This is a genomic window from Actinomadura napierensis (assembly GCF_039529375.1).
GTDB classification, from domain to species: domain Bacteria; phylum Actinomycetota; class Actinomycetes; order Streptosporangiales; family Streptosporangiaceae; genus Spirillospora; species Spirillospora napierensis.
Genome location: NZ_BAAAMR010000026.1, coordinates 19,997 through 35,783, shown reverse-complemented (window position 1 = coordinate 35,783; position 15,787 = coordinate 19,997). Strand labels below are relative to the sequence as shown.

The following is a 15,787-nucleotide window of genomic DNA, read 5'->3' as shown; positions in this document are numbered from 1 at the left end:
GGGATGCCCACATGGGGGTTCGGCGTACTGGGATGTCACGGCGCGACGAGACCGCGAAGGGCGGCGCCGAGGCCGGCGCGGCCCGGGGCGGCGGTGCGCGCCGCAGCCCGTCCGCCCGCAGCCGGCTGACCGCCGCGATCCGCCACAGCGGGCCGTACGCGGCCGTCCGCGACGCCGTCTACCGCATGTACGAGCACCGCGTCGAGGCGTCGCTGCCCACCGACATCACCCCCCGCCACGTCGGCGTCATCCTCGACGGGAACCGGCGCTGGGCCAGGTCGATGGGGCTGGCCGACGTCAACCACGGGCACCAGCGCGGCGCCGACAAGATCTCCGAGCTGCTGCAGTGGAGCACCGAGGCCGGGGTGGAGCACGTCACGCTCTGGCTGCTGTCCACCGACAACCTGAACCGTCCCGCGGACCAGCTCGACCCCCTGCTGGAGATCATCGAGAAGACCGTCCGCAAGCTCGCCGACGAGGGATGGCACGTCAAGCCCGTCGGCGCCCTCGACCTCCTGCCCGACAAGACCGCCCGTGTCCTGAAAGACGCGGGTGAGGCGACATCCGGCGCTCCCGGGCTGATTGTGAACGTCGCCGTTGGGTATGGAGGTAGGCGTGAGATCGCTGATGCGGTGCGCTCACTGCTCATCGAGCAGGCGAGCCGTGGCACCAGCATCGAGGAACTCGCCGAGGTCCTCGAGGTGGAGCACATCGCCGAGCATCTCTACACGCGCGGCCAGCCGGACCCGGACCTGGTCATCCGCACCTCGGGGGAGCAGCGCCTGTCCGGCTTCATGCTCTGGCAGAGCGCCCACTCGGAATTCTACTTCTGCGAGGTCCACTGGCCGGACTTCCGCAAGGTCGACTTCCTGCGGGCCATGCGTTCCTACGCCGCGCGGCACCGGCGCTACGGTACCTGACGGTCTCCCTGACGCCTCCGACGCAGGGACCACCGCCCCAGGTCGCCTTCCCCTGTCCGGGGGCGGCGGCCGTACGGGGGCGGACTGTCGCGCCACCGGTACATCCCCCATGAACAGGGAGATCGAGTGGCCACAACCTCCCCGCGCCGTCCCGCCAGCGGGATCCCCGCCGGAACGCCCGTTCCGGACCGGCGCACGTACGTCCTCGACACCAGTGTCCTGCTCGCCGACCCGGGGGCGATGACCCGGTTCGCCGAGCACGAGGTCGTGCTCCCCGTCGTCGTCATCTCCGAGCTCGAGGCCAAGCGCCACCATCCGGAGCTCGGCTACTTCGCCCGGCAGGCCCTGCGCACCCTGGACGACCTGCGGATGGAGCACGGCCGGCTGGACGAGGCGGTGTCGGTGCAGGGCACGAACGGGGACCAGGGCGGGACGCTGCGCGTCGAGCTGAACCACTCCGACGCGAGCGTGCTGCCGGACGGGTTCCGGCTCGGCGACAACGACACCCGCATCCTGTCGGTGGCCGCGTGGCTGGCCCGCGAGGGACGCGACGTGGTGCTGGTCTCCAAGGACCTGCCCATGCGGGTGAAGGCGTCCGCGGTCGGGCTCGCCGCCGAGGAGTACCGGGCGGAGCTGGCCGTGGTGGAGTCCGGCTGGACCGGGATGCGGGAGCTGGAGGTGCCGGGCGGGGTCGTCGAGGAGCTGTACGAGGCGGGCGGCGCCGAGCTGGAGGAGGCGCGGGACCTGCCGTGCCACACCGGCCTGCGGCTGCTGTCGGAGCGCGGCTCGGCGCTCGGCCGGACGCTGCCCGACAAGTCGGTGAAGCTGGTGCGGGGCGACCGGGAGGTGTTCGGGCTGCGCGGCCGGTCCGCCGAGCAGCGCATCGCCCTCGACCTGCTGATGGACGAGGACGTCGGCATCGTCTCGCTCGGCGGCAGGGCCGGCACGGGCAAGTCGGCGCTGGCGCTGTGCGCGGGCCTGGAGGCCGTGATGGAGCGGCGGCGGCACCGCAAGGTCGTGGTCTTCCGGCCGCTGTACGCGGTCGGCGGGCAGGAGCTCGGCTACCTGCCCGGCTCGGAGAACGACAAGATGTCGCCGTGGGCGCAGGCCGTCTACGACACGCTGTCGGCGGTGACCACCCCGGAGGTCATCGAGGAAGTCGTGGACCGTGACATGCTCGAGGTCCTGCCGCTCACCCACATCCGGGGCCGCTCGCTGCACGACTCGTTCGTGATCGTGGACGAGGCGCAGTCGCTGGAGCGCGGCGTGCTGCTGACCGTGCTGTCGCGGATCGGCGCGGGCTCGCGGGTGGTGCTGACGCACGACGTGGCGCAGCGCGACAACCTGAGGGTCGGCCGGCACGACGGCGTCGCGGCGGTGGTGGAGAAGCTGAAGGGCCACCCGCTGTTCGCGCACGTGACGCTGACGCGGTCGGAGCGGTCGCCGATCGCGGCGCTGGTGACCGACATGCTCGGCGACGTCGGGGTCTGACGGTCCGGACGAACGGGACGTGTCCGGCGCCCCGCCGGCCCCTCCGCGAGGACGGGCCGGCGGGGCGTCCGCGCGTGCCGGGCTGTGGACGAGCCTGTGGATTGCTCTACGGATCGTGATCGGTAAACGCCGTACCGTGGAGTTGTGACGAAGGTCACACCAACCTTCGCGGCACCGTGGAAGCGCAGGTCCCGGGGTGTTTTCGGGGACGCGGACGGGGAGTTGACAAGCGCACCGGGAGCAGCATTCGTCTCGTTCCGGTTGCGGAGCAGGGCTCGGGCTCGGGCATTGTGTCTCCTCGTAAGCACCCCCAGAACGGTGCCGTCCGCCGCGCACCCCCCTGTAACGAGCGCGCGGGCGCGGGCCGCTCGGGGCCCGGAGCCGTCCGCAGTCGGGACGGGCCGCCGGGCCGGGGTGGAAACAGTTCGCCCGCGTGCCCATGCGCGTGCGACCGTCGGAAGGACCGCCTTGTCCGGAGACCGTCCCGGGTCCCCTAGGCGAGACGAACGACAGAGCTTTGCCCCCGAGGAGCCGTGGTCGCACGCGGCCCCGGCCGCCGCCGAGACCCCCCGGCCCGCCGAGCCCTTCCCGCTCGGCCAGGCCGTCCCGTCCGGCGACGACATCAAGGTCGCCGGGCCGCAGTACCCGCAGGCCCCGGCCGGCGACACCCTCGGCTTCCAGCCCGTCGCGACGGGCGAGCCCGCGATCGGCACCGGCGCCATGGCATCCCCGGGCATGGGCGCCCCCGGCATGGGCACCGAGCTCCTGGACGCCGCGGGCGAGTCCCGCGACGAGGTCGCCTTCGGCGCGGGCTCCGAGCCCGCCCCCCGGTCCTCCGGCCCCCGCCGGCTCGGCGGCTCCCGTTCCTCCCGGCGCTCCTCCGGCCCGAAGGGCGGCGGCCGCAACGGCCTGAAGATCGCCGCGGTGGTCGCGGGCGCCGTGGTCGTGGTGGGCGGCGGTGGCGCCGCCGCGTTCGCGATGACCGGCGGCTCCGGCGACGGCGGCGCGAAGACCGTCCAGCCGAAGCTCGCGGACGCCGCGGCCGCGCCCAAGGTCGACCCGATGGTCATGGAGCAGATGCGCCGCAAGGAGGCCTACGAGCGGGCCTCCCGCGCGACCCGCGAGGACCCGGTCAAGGGACCGAAGCTGCGCGTGAAGGGCCACCCGATCCCCAAGCCGACCCCGACGAAGTCCAAGGACTCCGGCAGCGGGAGCGGCGGCCCCTCCGGCGACCCGGTCCCGGCGGGCGAGGCGCAGCAGATCGCCAAGAAGCTGCTGCCGAGCTACGGCATGAGCGGGTCCGGCCAGTTCGGCTGCCTGGTGAACCTGTGGAACAAGGAGAGCCACTGGAACACCCACGCGGCGAACCCGTCCGGCGCGTACGGGATCCCGCAGGCGCTGCCCGGTTCCAAGATGGCGAGCGCGGGGCCCGACTGGCAGAACAGTGCCACGACCCAGATCAAGTGGGGCCTCGGCTACATCAAGGACCGCTACAGCACGCCGTGCGGCGCGTGGTCGCATTCCGAGTCCAGCGGCTGGTACTAGGCCGCACGAAGCGCGAGCGAAGAGGGGCGGACCGCCGGGTCCGCCCCTTTCTGTCTGTGCGCCGCCACAGCGGTCTGTGCGCGCCGAGCCCCGGCCGGCTCACCTCCGGTCGCCGCGGGCTGCGCAAGGCGCTCCAGTGGACGCTGAAGCGCTCAGCCGCGGGACGCGTTGGTCATGCCGAGGACGTCCAGCGCCGCGTCCAGCTGCTCCTCGGTGAGCTTCCCATCGGCCACGTGGCCGCGCTCGATCACGACCTCCCGGATCGTCTTGCGCTCCGCCAGGGCCTGCTTGGCGACCTTCGCGGCCTCCTCGTACCCGATGTAGCGGTTCAGCGGCGTCACGATGGACGGGGACGACTCGGCGTACTCGCGCAGCCGGTCGACGTCCGCCTCGATGCCGTCCACGCAGCGGTCCGCGAGCAGCCGGGACGCGTTGGCCAGCAGGGTGATCGACTCCAGCACGTTGCGGGCCAGCATCGGCAGCATCACGTTCAGCTCGAAGCTCCCCGCGGCGCCGCCGAACGCGATCGCCGCGTCGTTCCCGATCACCTGCGCCGCCACCTGCGTCACCGCCTCGGGGATCACCGGGTTCACCTTGCCCGGCATGATCGACGAGCCGGGCTGCAGGTCCGGCAGCCGGATCTCGGCGAGCCCGGCGCGCGGGCCCGAGCCCATCCAGCGCAGATCGTTGGCGATCTTGTTGAGGCTCACCGCGACCGTGCGCAGCGCGCCGCTCGCCTCGACCAGGCCGTCCCGGGCGCCCTGCGCCTCGAAATGGTCGCGCGCCTCGGTCAGCGGCAGCCCGGTGGCGCGCGCGATCTCCGCGATGACGCGGGCGGCGAACCCCTCCGGCGTGTTGATCCCGGTGCCGACCGCGGTGCCGCCGAGCGGCAGCTCCGCCAGCCGCGGCAGCACGGCCTCCAGCCGCTCCACGCCGTGCCCGACCTGCGCGGCGTACCCGCCGAACTCCTGCCCCAGCGTGACCGGCGTCGCGTCCATCAGGTGCGTGCGACCCGACTTCACGACGGTCGCGAACTCCTCCGCCTTGCGGGCCAGCGCGTCGTGCAGATGGCGCAGCGCGGGGATCAGCTCGTGCACGACCGCGCCGGTCGCCGCGATGTGGATGGACGACGGGAACACGTCGTTGGACGACTGCGAGGCGTTCACGTGGTCGTTCGGATGGACGGGCTCACCGAGCCGCTCCTGCGCCAGCGTCGCCACGACCTCGTTGGCGTTCATGTTCGACGACGTCCCCGACCCGGTCTGGAACACGTCGATCGGGAACTGGTCGTTCCACCGGCCGTCCGCGACCTCGCGCGCCGCCTCGGCGATCGCCTCCGCCGGCTCCTTGGCGAGGACGCCCAGCTCGGCGTTCACCACCGCGGCGGCGGCCTTGATCTGGCCCAGCGCGGCGATGTGCGCCGGCTCCAGCCCCCGTCCCGAGATCGGGAAGTTCTCCACCGCCCGCTGCGTCTGCGCCCGCCACTTCGCCGACGCCGGCACCCGGACCTCTCCCATGGAGTCGTGCTCGATCCGGAACTCCTGCTCGGTCATGAGGACACCTCCCGGCGGGGACGTCCCCAGGGAGCCCCCGCGCAATCGTCACCGCCGTCCTTCATGGCAGCGGCGCGGGGCGTCCGCGCATTCCCGTCGGGAAGGGGCCCGGGTCAGCCTCCGGCGCCCTTCTTCAGCGTGTAGCTGACGCGCTCGCCGGGCTTGCCCTGCGGTTTCTCCCGGCCGTTCACCCACACCTCGCAGGCGGACGCGTCGTAGATCACCGCGTTGATGCGGTCCGCGCCGTACTGGCGCGCCTCGCCCTTCGGGATCGTCCCGTCGGTGAGCACCTTCATCGCGGTGCCGGGCACCGACACGAAGATCCGGCAGGCGCCGGTGCGGGCCCGCACGACCAGCGTGCTGTCCCCGACGCCGGGCGGCGGCGACGCCTGCGCGTGCCCGCCCGCCGGGGTGGAGGCGTGCGTGGTGGGCGACGGCCCCGGGCTCTCCCGCATCATCCCGACGATCAGCGCGGTGGCCCCGATCCCGCAGGACGCGACGGTCGCGCCGATCAGCGCGATCACCGCCATCATCCGGTAGCGGGGCGTCGCCGGGCGGCGGCCGGCCCGCGGACCGGCCATCGCCCGCTCCAGCCGGTCCACCGCGCGGGCGTGGCTGAGCCGGCGGGTCGGGTTCTTCTCCAGCAGCCCGGTGATCACCGGCGCGAGCGCGCCGGCGTTCTGCGGCGCCGGCGTCGACTCGTTCGCCAGCGCCGACAGCGTCGCCATCACGTTCTCGCGCTCGAACGGCGGATGCCCCTCCAGCGCGGCGTACAGCGTCGCGCCGAGCGACCACAGGTCCGAGCGCGGGGTGGCCTTCTCGCCGGCGGCGACCTCCGGCGCGACGTAGGCGGGGGAGCCCATGAAGTGCCCGGTCTTGGTCAGGCTCGCCGACCCGGACGAGAACGCCAGCCCGAAGTCGGTGAGCACGACCCGGTCGCCGTCCAGCAGCACGTTGCTCGGCTTGAGGTCGCGGTGCACGATCCCGGCCTTGTGCGCGGCGTTGAGGGCGTCCAGCAGCCGGCGCCCGATGTGCGCGACGCGCTCGGGCGGCAGCGGGCCGTCGCGCTCGATGAGCTGCTCGAGGTTGGGCGCCTCGATCATCTCCATCACGATCCACGGCCGCCCCTGCTCGGTGACGACGTCGTAGACCTCGACGATGGAGTGGGTGCGCAGCTGTGCGGGCGCGCGCGCCTCGCGCAGGGTACGGCGGAAGAAGACCACCCGGTCGTCCTGGGAAAGGTCCTCGGGGAGCCGCAGCTCCTTGATCGCCACCGCGCGATCGAGGAGCTCGTCATGGCCCCGCCAGACGGTGCCGTTGGCGCCCTGGCCTATTTCCGAGACCAGCCGGTAGCGCGTCGCTAGCACGAGGCGCTCTGACTGAGACATGGCGGAAAAGATACCGGAGTGGCCGCGCGGTCATCGGGGAGACGTCGGCACCAAGATGGATTTAGGCCCAATATGTGACCTGCCGCCCTGAATCGCCCCGGAATCAGGCTGCTGAGAACCGGATTCCGGGGCACGCGAGGCCCTGACGACGCCCGGACGACGTCCTGGCAACGTCCGGGCGAGGTCCTAGCGGCGGCCGATGGAGAGGACGGGGCCGGTCGTGTCGGCGAAGAAGTCGCCGCCCTTGTCGTCCACGACGATGAAGGCCGGGAAGTCCTCGACCTCGATCTTCCAGACGGCCTCCATGCCGAGCTCCGGGTACTCCAGGACCTCGACCTTCTTGATGCAGTCCTGCGCGAGCCGCGCGGCCGGGCCGCCGATCGAGCCGAGGTAGAACCCGCCGTGCTCGTTGCAGGCGTCGGTGACCTGCTTGGACCGGTTGCCCTTCGCCAGCATCACCAGCGAGCCGCCCGCCGCCTGGAACTGCTCGACGTAGGAGTCCATCCGGCCGGCCGTCGTCGGCCCGAACGAACCGGACGCGTAGCCCTCCGGCGTCTTGGCCGGGCCCGCGTAGTAGACGGCGTGGTCGCGCAGGTACCGCGGCATCGGCTCGCCCGCGTCCAGCCGCTCCTTGATCTTGGCGTGCGCGATGTCGCGCGCCACCACCAGCGGGCCGGTCAGCGACAGCCGCGTCTTCACCGGGTACCTGGTCAGCTCGGCGCGGATCTCCGCCATCGGCCGGTTCAGGTCGATCTTGACCACGGTGTCGTCGAGGTGCGCGTCGGTGGTGTCGGGCAGGTACTGCGCCGGGTCGGTCTCCAGCCGCTCCAGGAACACGCCCTCCGCAGTGATCTTGGCGAGGGCCTGCCGGTCCGCGCTGCACGACACCGCGATCGCCACCGGGCAGGACGCGCCGTGCCGCGGCAGCCGGATCACCCGCACGTCGTGGCAGAAGTACTTGCCGCCGAACTGCGCGCCGATGCCGAGCTTCTGCGTCAGCTCGAACACCTGCAGCTCCAGCTCCAGGTCGCGGAAGCCGTTCCCCAGCGGCGAGCCCTCCGTCGGCATCGTGTCCAGGTAGTGCGCCGAGGCGTACTTGGCGGTCTTCAGCGCGTACTCCGCGGACGTCCCGCCCACGACGATCGCCAGGTGGTACGGCGGGCACGCGGCCGTGCCCAGCGAGCGGATCTTCTCCTCCAGGAAGGACATCATCCGCTTCGGGTTCAGGACGGCCTTGGTCTCCTGGTACAGGAACGACTTGTTCGCGCTGCCGCCGCCCTTGGCCATGAACAGGAACTTGTAGGCGTCGCCCGGCGTCGCGTACAGCTCGACCTGCGCGGGCAGGTTGCTACCGGTGTTCTTCTCGTCCCACATCGACAGCGGCGCCATCTGCGAGTAGCGCAGGTTCAGCTTCGTGTACGCGTCGTACACGCCGCGCGAGATGTGCTCCTCGTCGCTGCCGTCGGTCAGGACCTGCTGGCCGCGCTTGCCCATCACGATCGCGGTGCCGGTGTCCTGGCACATCGGCAGGACGCCGCCGGACGCGATGCCCGCGTTCTTCAGCAGGTCCAGCGCCACGAACCGGTCGTTGGGGGACGCCTCCGGGTCGTCGAGGATCCGGCGCAGCTGCGCCAGGTGCGCGGGCCGCAGCAGGTGCGCGATGTCGCGCATCGCGGTCTCGGTGAGCAGCCGGAGGGCCTCCGGCTCGACCTGCAGGAACGTCCGTCCGTTCGCCTCGAACGTGGACACGCCGTCGGAGGTCAGGAGGCGGTAGTCGGTCTCGTCCGGGCCGAGCGGCAGCAGGTCGGTGTAGGAGAACTCAGGCATCTCAGGCAGATCCTCGCGCGATTCCGATGGGGGCCGCATCACAGGGTACGACCCGGCGCCGCAGCCCGAGGACGACCCCCGCCGCCACCAGCGCCGCCCCCGCGAGGTCCGCCGGGCCCGGCCGGCCCAGCCCGAGCACCACCGTCGTGACCACCGCGCTGACCGGGATCATTCCGGCGAACAGCCCCGCCCGGTCGGCGCCGAGCCGGCCGAGCGCCCCGTACCAGAGCAGGAACGCGACCACGGTGACGACCACCGACAGGTACGCCAGCCCGGCGAACTCGGCGCCGGTCGGCGCCCGCAGCACCGACGATCCCTCGGTGACCAGGCCCACCACCAGCAGCATCGGCGCGGCCAGCGCGGCGGAGTACGCCGACACCCGCAACGGGCCGAGCGTCGGCAGCAGCGGGACGGCCAGCAGCGAGAAGCACATCTCGCCGCCGAGCGCGCCCAGCGACAGCAGCAGCCCCCGGACGCTGCCGCCGCCGAACCCGCTGGCGAGCCCGGCCCCCATCGCCACGACGCACGCCGCCGCGACCAGGGACGGCGCCGGGCGGCGGCCCTCCAGCAGCGGTCCGACGACCGCCAGCACCACCGGGACGGTCCCGATCACCGTCCCGATCGTGGCCGGGCTCGTGTCCCGCGTCGCCGCGACGATGCACACGTTGAACGCGACCAGCCCCGTCCCGGCCAGCGCCGCCAGCAGCGCCCACTCCCGCGCCGCCGGACGCCTCGCCGGGCCGCCCCGGAACCGGGCGGCGGCCAGCAGGATCAGCGCGGCCACCGCGTACCGGACGGCCTGGCCGCCGAAGACCGGGTAGTGCGAGATCGTCGCCGACACCGCGGTCAGCGTGCCGACGAGGAACATCGCGGTCCCGGCGGCGGCGCTGCCGCGCCCGCCGGCACCGGGGAGAGACGAGTGCAGGTTCATGGAAGGAACGCTAGAAGTCTCGTGGACCGCCAAACAGAGCCAATAGCTCCGCAGAATCTTGGTCCAATCCGGGCCTAGTGACGGATGAACGCCCGGTTGACGCTGAGAGTCATGTGACCGACCTCCATCTCCCGCTGGACCGCGGTGCGGGACGGCTCGCCGCCCAGATCGCCGCGGGCTTCCGCGCGGCGGTGCGGAGCGGCCGGCTGTCCGCCGGCACCCGGCTCCCCTCCAGCCGCGACCTGGCCCGCGACCTCGAGGTGTCCCGCGGCGTCGTCGTGGCCGCCTACGAGCAGCTGACCGCCGAGGGCTTCCTCATCGCCCGGCGCGGCGACGGCACCCGCATCGCACCGCTGGCCCGCCCCGACGACGCCGCGCCCGAGCCCCGCACCGCCGAACCGGCCCCGGCCGTGCTCCCGTCCTGCGACATCCCGCCCGACCCCGGCGTGCCGTACGACCTGTGGCCCAGCCAGCCCGACCTGTCCGCCTTCCCCCGGGAGCGGTGGATCGCCGCCACCCGCGCCGCGCTGCGCACCCTCCCGAGCGACGAGCTGACCTACCCCGACCCCGGCGGCGTCCGGCCGCTGCGCACCGAGCTCGCCGGCTACCTCGGCCGGGTCCGCGCCGCCGTCGCCGACCCCGGCCGCGTCGTGATCATGAACGGGGTCGCGCACGGGCTGTCCGCGCTGGTCCGGCTGCTGCTCGCCGACGGCCACCGCGTCCTCGCCGTCGAGGACCCGACCAGCGTCCGGCAGGTGCCGATGCTCGAGACGGCCGGCATCCGGCTCGTCCACGTCCCGGTCGACCGCGACGGCGTGGACGTCGCCGCGCTCGCCCGCACCGGCGCCCGCGCCGTCCTCGTCACCCCCGCGCACCAGTACCCGACCGGCGTCGTGCTCTCCCCGGCCCGCCGCGCCCAGCTGATCGCCTGGGCGCGGGACGTGGACGGCCTGATCCTCGAGGACGACTACGACGCCGAGTTCCGCTACGACCGCGAGCCCGTCGGCTGCCTGCAGGGCGTCGACCCCGACCGCGTCGTGCTGCTCGGCTCCGTCAGCAAGTCGCTCGCCCCCGCGCTGCGCCTCGGCTGGGCCGTCGCCCCGCCGGCCCTCGCGACGCGGCTGCGCGAGCACCGCGGCCACACCGACCTCGGCGCGCCCGTCCTCGAGCAGTACGCGCTCGCCGAGTTCCTCCGGAACGGCGGCTACGACCGGCATCTGCGCACCATGCGGCGCCGTTACCGGGCCCGCCGCGACGCCCTCGCCGAGGCGCTCGCCGCATATCTGCCCCACGCGACGGTTCGCGGCGTCTCAGCGGGCATCCACCTCTATGTGGAGCTTCCGTCCGGATGCGATGAGGACGCCGTCCTGGCCTGCGCCGCGCGGGCCGGGGTGTCGGCCGCCGGCGCCCGCGAGATGTGGTCCGCCGGACGCGCCGCCGCCGCGCCCCCCGCCCTCGTCCTGGGATATGCCCGGCTTGCCGAAAATCACCTGGTCAAGGCGGCGGAGCTGCTCGGCAAAGCGGTTACCGAGGAGACGGAAGGGTAGGACCAAGGTCCCCGGTGTAGGAGGTATGGATGAGTCTGGAAGAGGCCGCGCGGCAGCTGAAGATGGCCGGTCACGACGCGCAGGTGGCCTTCGACTGCGTCGGCCTGGGCGACATCGAGCGCGCGCAGGAGCACGCCGTCACCCTGCGCGCCGCCGCCGACGCCGCCGAGGTGGCGCTGAGCCGTGCGCTCACGGACATGACACCGGAAGAGGCCCAAGCCGAAGGCGAACGCGCCGTAACCGCCCTCGAGGAACCCGTGTAGCCCCGGCCACCGGTCACGGGCAGGCACGCGGAGCGAGCGCCAGCGAGCGCAGCGGGCCTGCCCGACGACGGACAAGGCGTTTCGCGCGGAGCGCCAGCGGAGCGGGAAACGCCTTGTCCGTCGTAACGGGGGTTCCAGGGGGTCGCCCCCCTGGATAACTACGCCATGGGGCGTTCCATGGCCGGGGTGTTGGGGTCGGCGCCTTCGACCGGCTTGGGGGCGAAGCCCTTGGCGGTGACGAAGACGACCACGATCAGCACGGTCGGGACGATGAACGCCAGGCGCAGGCCGTGGGAGTGGCTGACCGGGGCGATCGCGCCGACGACGGCGGCGCCGAGCACGAAGCCGACGTAGTTGAAGATGTTGACGCGGGCCACGGCGACGCCGAGGCCGGTCGGGTCGACGCGTCCGGCGGCGGAGAACGACACCGGCGCGATCACGCTGAGGCCGAGCCCGGCGACCGCGAACGCGGCGATGGCGACGGCCGCGTTCGGCGCCGCCACCACGCCGGCCATGCCGACGATGCCGATCAGCCCGCCCAGCCGCACCACCTGGACGGGGCCGGAGCGGCGGACGCCGAGGTCGGCGACCGCGCGGCTGATCACCATGGTGATCTGGTAGGCGACGTAGCCGAGCGGCGCGACCCAGTCGCTGGCCGACAGCTCGTCGTCCAGGTACTTGGCGCCGTAGCTGGAGATCGCGGAGTCGGCCAGGTAGGCGACGGCCATCGCGGCGCCGACGATGAGGATCGGCCGCCACGGGACGCTGCGCCCGGCGGCCTTCAGCTCCTCGGCGGACGGCCCGTCGCCCTCCTCCTCGCGCCGGTAGAGCCGGGGCCCGGTGGCGAGGGAGGCGACGATCCCGATGGCGGCGGCGATCCCGAAGCCGGTGAGGAGCGAGAGGTCCAGCTTGTTGGTCGCCGACGCCCACAGGCCGCCGATGATCCCGGCGACGCTCCACACCGCGTAGAAGCCGGTGATCAGGCTCATTCCGTAGCGGCGTTCCACCGCGATCGCCTGCGCGTTCATGGAGGCGTCCACGGCGCCGACGAACAGGCCGAACAGCGCGACGGCGCCGTAGAGGGCGATGTCGTTGTCGCCGGTGGCGCCGATCAGCACGATGGTGACGGCCACCGCGGGCTGGGCGATCCGCAGCACGAGCCCGCTGCCGAGCCGCTTGAACAGCGCGCCGGACACCACGCTGCCGGCGCCGGCGACCAGCGGCACCATCAGCAGGACGAGCGACAGCGTGGCGTCGCTGAGGTGGTGCGCCTTCTGCATCTGCGGCACCTGCGTCACCAGAGAGGCGAAGCACAGTCCCTGGACGGCGAAAGCGGCATAGGCGGAGATCCGCGCCCGGCGGTCCCGCTCGGTGATGCGCTCGCTCATGCGGCCCGACCTCTCTGGCAGCGAACGTGAAGAAGATTCGCGTCAGCGTAGAGACAGGGTACGCGCCGGGTCAATGACCCGGCTCAGTCGATGAGCCGCCTGCGCATACCCCGGACGGCCAGTATCCACATCAGGCCCGCGAACAGCACCAGCGCCCCCAGATGCCCGAGGTCGGCGAGCGGCCGCAGCCCGAACACCGCGTCCCGCACCAGCTGCACGCAGTGGTACAGCGGGTTCAGCCGCGCCGCGTACCGCGCCCAGTCCGGCAGCGCGTCGATCGGGAAGAACGTCCCGGCGACCAGGAACAGCGGCGTCACCACGCCGGTGATCACGTAGTCGAAGGAGTTGATCGACGGCACCACCGACGACGTCCACATCCCGAACAGCCCGAACCCGAGCGCCAGGAAGAACACCAGGAACGGCACCAGCAGCATCCCGAACGAGGCGTCCAGCCCGAAGAACAGCGCCACCACGAGCGGCGTGCACGAGTACACCGACGACTTCGCCGCGATCCACAGCGCCTCCGCCGTCACCAGCTCGTGGACGTCCACCGGCGCCGCCAGGATCGCGTCGTACGTGTGCTGGAAGGACCGCCGGATGTAGCTGTTGAACATCCCCGGGAACACCGAGGTGAACAGCGCCGCCGTCCCCACCACGCCCGTCGCGACGAAGTCCAGGTACCGGTAGTGCCCGACCATCGCGACCATCGACCCGAACCCGTAGCCGAACGCCAGCAGGTAGAAGGTCGGCTCCACCATCGACGCGAACGACTGCGTCATCCAGTACCGCTTGTACAGCGCCAGCTCGTGCCGCCAGATGCCCCGCACCGGCGCCACCTCGAACCGCCGCAGCCGCGGCGCGCGCTCCGCCTGGACGGTCATTCCACCCGCTCCCCGGTCAGCACCACGAACACGTCCTCCAGGCTGGACGCCCGCCGGACGCCGTCCGGGCCCAGCTCGTCCTCCAGCGACGGCGGGATCGTCTCCGCCTTCAGCACCGACACCGACGGGCCCGTCCGGCGGGTCGGCAGCCCCGCGCCCCGCGCGGCCCGCTCCACCTCCGTGAGCCGGTCCGGCGGCCCGTAGTGCTCCACCACCAGCTCGCCCGCGTACTCGGCGACCAGTTCCGCCGGCGCCCCACGCGCGATCACCCTGCCGTGCGACATCAGCGCGCACGCGTCGGCGAGCCGCTCGGCCTCCTCGATGTAGTGCGTCGACATCAGCACCGTCGTCCCGCGCGACCGCAGCCCGTCGATCAGCCCCCACAGCTCCGCCCGCACCTGCGGGTCGAGGCCCACCGTCGGCTCGTCCAGCAGCACCAGCGCCGGACGGTGCACCAGCCCCCGCGCGATCAGCAGCCGCCGCCGCATCCCACCCGACAGGTCGTCCACCTTCGTGCGCTGCCGCTCGGTCAGGTGCGCGATCGCCAGCGCGTCGTCGACCGCCTCGGCCCGCTCGCGCCGCGGCACCCGGTACAGGTGCGCGAACACCTCCAGGTTCTCGCGGGCGGTCAGCTCCTCGTCGAGGTTGTCCTGCTGCGGCACCACGCCCATGGCCGCCCGCGCCCGCTTGGACTGCGCGGGCACCTCGAACCCCAGCACCCGGATGCTTCCCTCGTCCGCGATCGCCTGCGCGGTCAGCATCTTCATGGTCGTCGACTTCCCGGCCCCGTTCGGCCCGAGCAGCCCGAGACAGCTCCCGGCGGGGACCTCCAGATCGAGCCCGTCCACCGCGGTGAACCCGCCGAAGCGCTTGACCACCCCCCGCATGCTGATCGCCGCCGCCCCCGCCTCGCCCTCCCCGGCCGCGGGCTGCGCACGTTGCACCGTCATGCGATCACCCTACGTACCGGGTCCGGCGGAACCCCACCGATTTTTCTCCGGGCACCCCGCCGCGCGCCCGCTACCCTCGGGAACGTGGACATCCCCCGCCGCTCCGGACAGGCGACCCGCGTGAGCGACCTGCGCGCCTCCGACGCCGACCGGGAGCGCGTCGCGGAGGTGCTGGGCGAGGCCCTCGCGGACGGCCGGCTGACCATGCAGGAGCACGCCGACCGCACGACCCGCGTCTTCGCCGCCCGCACCCTCGGCGAGCTCACCGGCCTCACCCTCGACCTCAGCCCCGAGGAGGCCCAGCCCATCCTCGTGGACGACCGCCCGGTCTCGGTCTTCTTCGGCCGCGTCCGCCGCGACGGCCGCTGGGTCGTCCCCGTGAAGCTGCCGCTGCTCGCCCTCTTCGGCACCGTCGAGCTCGACCTGCGCGAGGCCGTCCTGCAGCGCCGCCACGTCGTCCTCGACTCGATGGTCCTCGCCGGCCGCGTCCGCCTCCTCGTCCCCGAGGGCGTCCGCGTCGACATCACGGGCCGCACCATCCTCAGCACCCGCGAGCTGCGCACCCGTCCGGCCGCCGAGGGCCCCACCATCGAGATCGCCGGCACCCTCGTCCTCGGCTCGGTGAAGGCCAGGGCCCCCAAACGCACCCTCCGCCAGCGCGTCAAGGGCCGCCTGCGACGCTAGCCGCCATGGACGACCTCCCGCCCCTCGAACTCGCCTTCCCCGGCCCCGAACGCGATCGCGGCGTGGCCGCGGTCCTCAACGGCGAGAAGACCGCCTTCACCGGCCTCCTCGAGATCCACGAGAAGGCGGGCGAACCGGTCCCCGCACCGGGCGACCGGTTCGCCGTCCTCGACTCCGGCGGCCGTCCCGCCGCCGCGATCGAGCTCACCGAGGTCCGCGTCGTCCCGATCAAGGAGATCGACGACGCCTACGCCCGCGCCGAAGGCCGCGGCTACGCCGGCGCCGCCGAATGGCGCGCCGACCATGAGCGCTTCTTCCGGAGTGAGGGCGTGGCCGCGTTCCTCGGCCGCACGCCCGGCATCACCGACGACACCCTCGTCGTGGCTCAGCGCTTCCGCCGCCTGGACCCCTGAATCCAT

General features: G+C 73.0%; 14 protein-coding genes. 7 read left to right on the top strand and 7 right to left on the bottom strand.

The window, feature by feature from the left end:
- Positions 1-32 precede the first annotated feature (32 nt).
- The 3 genes from ABD296_RS16920 (at position 33) to ABD296_RS16910 (ending at position 3,956) form a co-directional block, all read left to right on the top strand.
- A complete protein-coding gene (locus ABD296_RS16920) occupies positions 33-920 on the top strand; it encodes an isoprenyl transferase (RefSeq protein WP_344267552.1) in 888 nt (295 codons plus the stop codon).
- 162 nt (positions 921-1,082) lie between these two features.
- Positions 1,083-2,411, top strand: coding sequence for a PhoH family protein (locus ABD296_RS16915; protein ID WP_344267646.1), 1,329 nt, complete (start codon positions 1,083-1,085; stop codon positions 2,409-2,411).
- Positions 2,412-2,879: 468 nt separating this feature from the next.
- Entirely contained in the window at positions 2,880-3,956 is a 1,077-nt protein-coding gene (locus tag ABD296_RS16910; RefSeq protein WP_344267551.1) for an aggregation-promoting factor C-terminal-like domain-containing protein, read from the top strand.
- A gap of 152 nt (positions 3,957-4,108) precedes the next feature.
- On the opposite strand, the gene ABD296_RS16905 is transcribed toward ABD296_RS16910, so the two are convergent.
- From ABD296_RS16905 to ABD296_RS16890, 4 genes are all read right to left on the bottom strand, one after another.
- Complete coding sequence (locus ABD296_RS16905) at positions 4,109-5,509, bottom strand: class II fumarate hydratase (protein ID WP_344267549.1); 1,401 nt, start codon at positions 5,507-5,509, stop codon at positions 4,109-4,111.
- 113 nt (positions 5,510-5,622) lie between these two features.
- Positions 5,623-6,897 carry a serine/threonine-protein kinase gene (locus ABD296_RS16900; protein WP_344267547.1) on the bottom strand — a complete coding sequence of 425 codons (1,275 nt, stop codon included), beginning with the start codon at positions 6,895-6,897 and terminating at the stop codon, positions 5,623-5,625.
- A gap of 186 nt (positions 6,898-7,083) precedes the next feature.
- The gene (locus ABD296_RS16895) at positions 7,084-8,724 is read right to left on the bottom strand and encodes a fumarate hydratase (protein ID WP_344267545.1); all 1,641 of its coding nucleotides are present in this window, start codon (positions 8,722-8,724) and stop codon (positions 7,084-7,086) included.
- A 1-nt stretch (position 8,725) separates the two neighbouring features.
- On the bottom strand, positions 8,726-9,655 hold the full coding sequence (locus ABD296_RS16890; RefSeq protein WP_344267543.1) for a DMT family transporter: 930 nt from the start codon (positions 9,653-9,655) through the stop codon (positions 8,726-8,728).
- A gap of 113 nt (positions 9,656-9,768) precedes the next feature.
- Here ABD296_RS16890 and pdxR point away from each other — a divergent pair, with 113 nt between their 5' ends.
- On the top strand, positions 9,769-11,202 hold the full coding sequence (gene pdxR / locus ABD296_RS16885; protein WP_344267541.1) for a MocR-like pyridoxine biosynthesis transcription factor PdxR: 1,434 nt from the start codon (positions 9,769-9,771) through the stop codon (positions 11,200-11,202).
- 29 nt (positions 11,203-11,231) lie between these two features.
- Positions 11,232-11,465: a hypothetical protein gene (locus ABD296_RS16880; RefSeq protein ID WP_344267539.1), complete on the top strand. Its 234-nt coding sequence runs from the start codon at positions 11,232-11,234 to the stop codon at positions 11,463-11,465.
- Positions 11,466-11,623: 158 nt separating this feature from the next.
- Here the strand turns inward: ABD296_RS16880 and ABD296_RS16875 are convergent, their stop codons facing one another.
- From ABD296_RS16875 to ABD296_RS16865, 3 genes are all read right to left on the bottom strand, one after another.
- Positions 11,624-12,853, bottom strand: a complete 1,230-nt coding sequence (locus tag ABD296_RS16875; protein ID WP_344267537.1) for an MFS transporter — start codon at positions 12,851-12,853, stop codon at positions 11,624-11,626.
- A gap of 83 nt (positions 12,854-12,936) precedes the next feature.
- Positions 12,937-13,734: an ABC transporter permease gene (locus ABD296_RS16870; RefSeq protein ID WP_344267535.1), complete on the bottom strand. Its 798-nt coding sequence runs from the start codon at positions 13,732-13,734 to the stop codon at positions 12,937-12,939.
- Positions 13,731-14,684, bottom strand: a complete 954-nt coding sequence (locus ABD296_RS16865) for an ABC transporter ATP-binding protein (RefSeq protein ID WP_344267533.1) — start codon at positions 14,682-14,684, stop codon at positions 13,731-13,733. Before ABD296_RS16865 ends, ABD296_RS16870 begins: the two co-directional genes overlap by 4 nt.
- Positions 14,685-14,768: 84 nt before the next feature.
- Between ABD296_RS16865 and ABD296_RS16860 the strand changes: the two genes are divergently transcribed.
- Entirely contained in the window at positions 14,769-15,368 is a 600-nt protein-coding gene (locus tag ABD296_RS16860; protein ID WP_344267531.1) for a DUF1707 SHOCT-like domain-containing protein, read from the top strand.
- A gap of 5 nt (positions 15,369-15,373) precedes the next feature.
- Positions 15,374-15,781 (top strand): ASCH domain-containing protein, encoded by a 408-nt coding sequence (locus ABD296_RS16855; protein WP_344267529.1) that lies wholly within the window; start codon positions 15,374-15,376, stop codon positions 15,779-15,781.
- Positions 15,782-15,787 lie beyond the last annotated feature (6 nt).

Excerpts from the sequence above, each read along its gene's own strand:
- ABD296_RS16905 (WP_344267549.1), bottom strand. The coding sequence starts at position 5,509 with ATGACCGAGCAGGAGTTCCGGATCGAGCACGACTCCATGGGAGAGGTC.
- ABD296_RS16870 (WP_344267535.1), bottom strand. The coding sequence starts at position 13,734 with ATGACCGTCCAGGCGGAGCGCGCGCCGCGGCTGCGGCGGTTCGAGGTG.
- ABD296_RS16875 (WP_344267537.1), bottom strand. The coding sequence starts at position 12,853 with ATGAGCGAGCGCATCACCGAGCGGGACCGCCGGGCGCGGATCTCCGCC.
- ABD296_RS16920 (WP_344267552.1), top strand. The coding sequence starts at position 33 with ATGTCACGGCGCGACGAGACCGCGAAGGGCGGCGCCGAGGCCGGCGCG.
- ABD296_RS16900 (WP_344267547.1), bottom strand. The coding sequence starts at position 6,897 with ATGTCTCAGTCAGAGCGCCTCGTGCTAGCGACGCGCTACCGGCTGGTC.
- ABD296_RS16895 (WP_344267545.1), bottom strand. The coding sequence starts at position 8,724 with ATGCCTGAGTTCTCCTACACCGACCTGCTGCCGCTCGGCCCGGACGAG.
- ABD296_RS16880 (WP_344267539.1), top strand. The coding sequence starts at position 11,232 with ATGAGTCTGGAAGAGGCCGCGCGGCAGCTGAAGATGGCCGGTCACGAC.
- ABD296_RS16855 (WP_344267529.1), top strand. The coding sequence starts at position 15,374 with ATGGACGACCTCCCGCCCCTCGAACTCGCCTTCCCCGGCCCCGAACGC.
- ABD296_RS16890 (WP_344267543.1), bottom strand. The coding sequence starts at position 9,655 with ATGAACCTGCACTCGTCTCTCCCCGGTGCCGGCGGGCGCGGCAGCGCC.
- ABD296_RS16865 (WP_344267533.1), bottom strand. The coding sequence starts at position 14,684 with ATGACGGTGCAACGTGCGCAGCCCGCGGCCGGGGAGGGCGAGGCGGGG.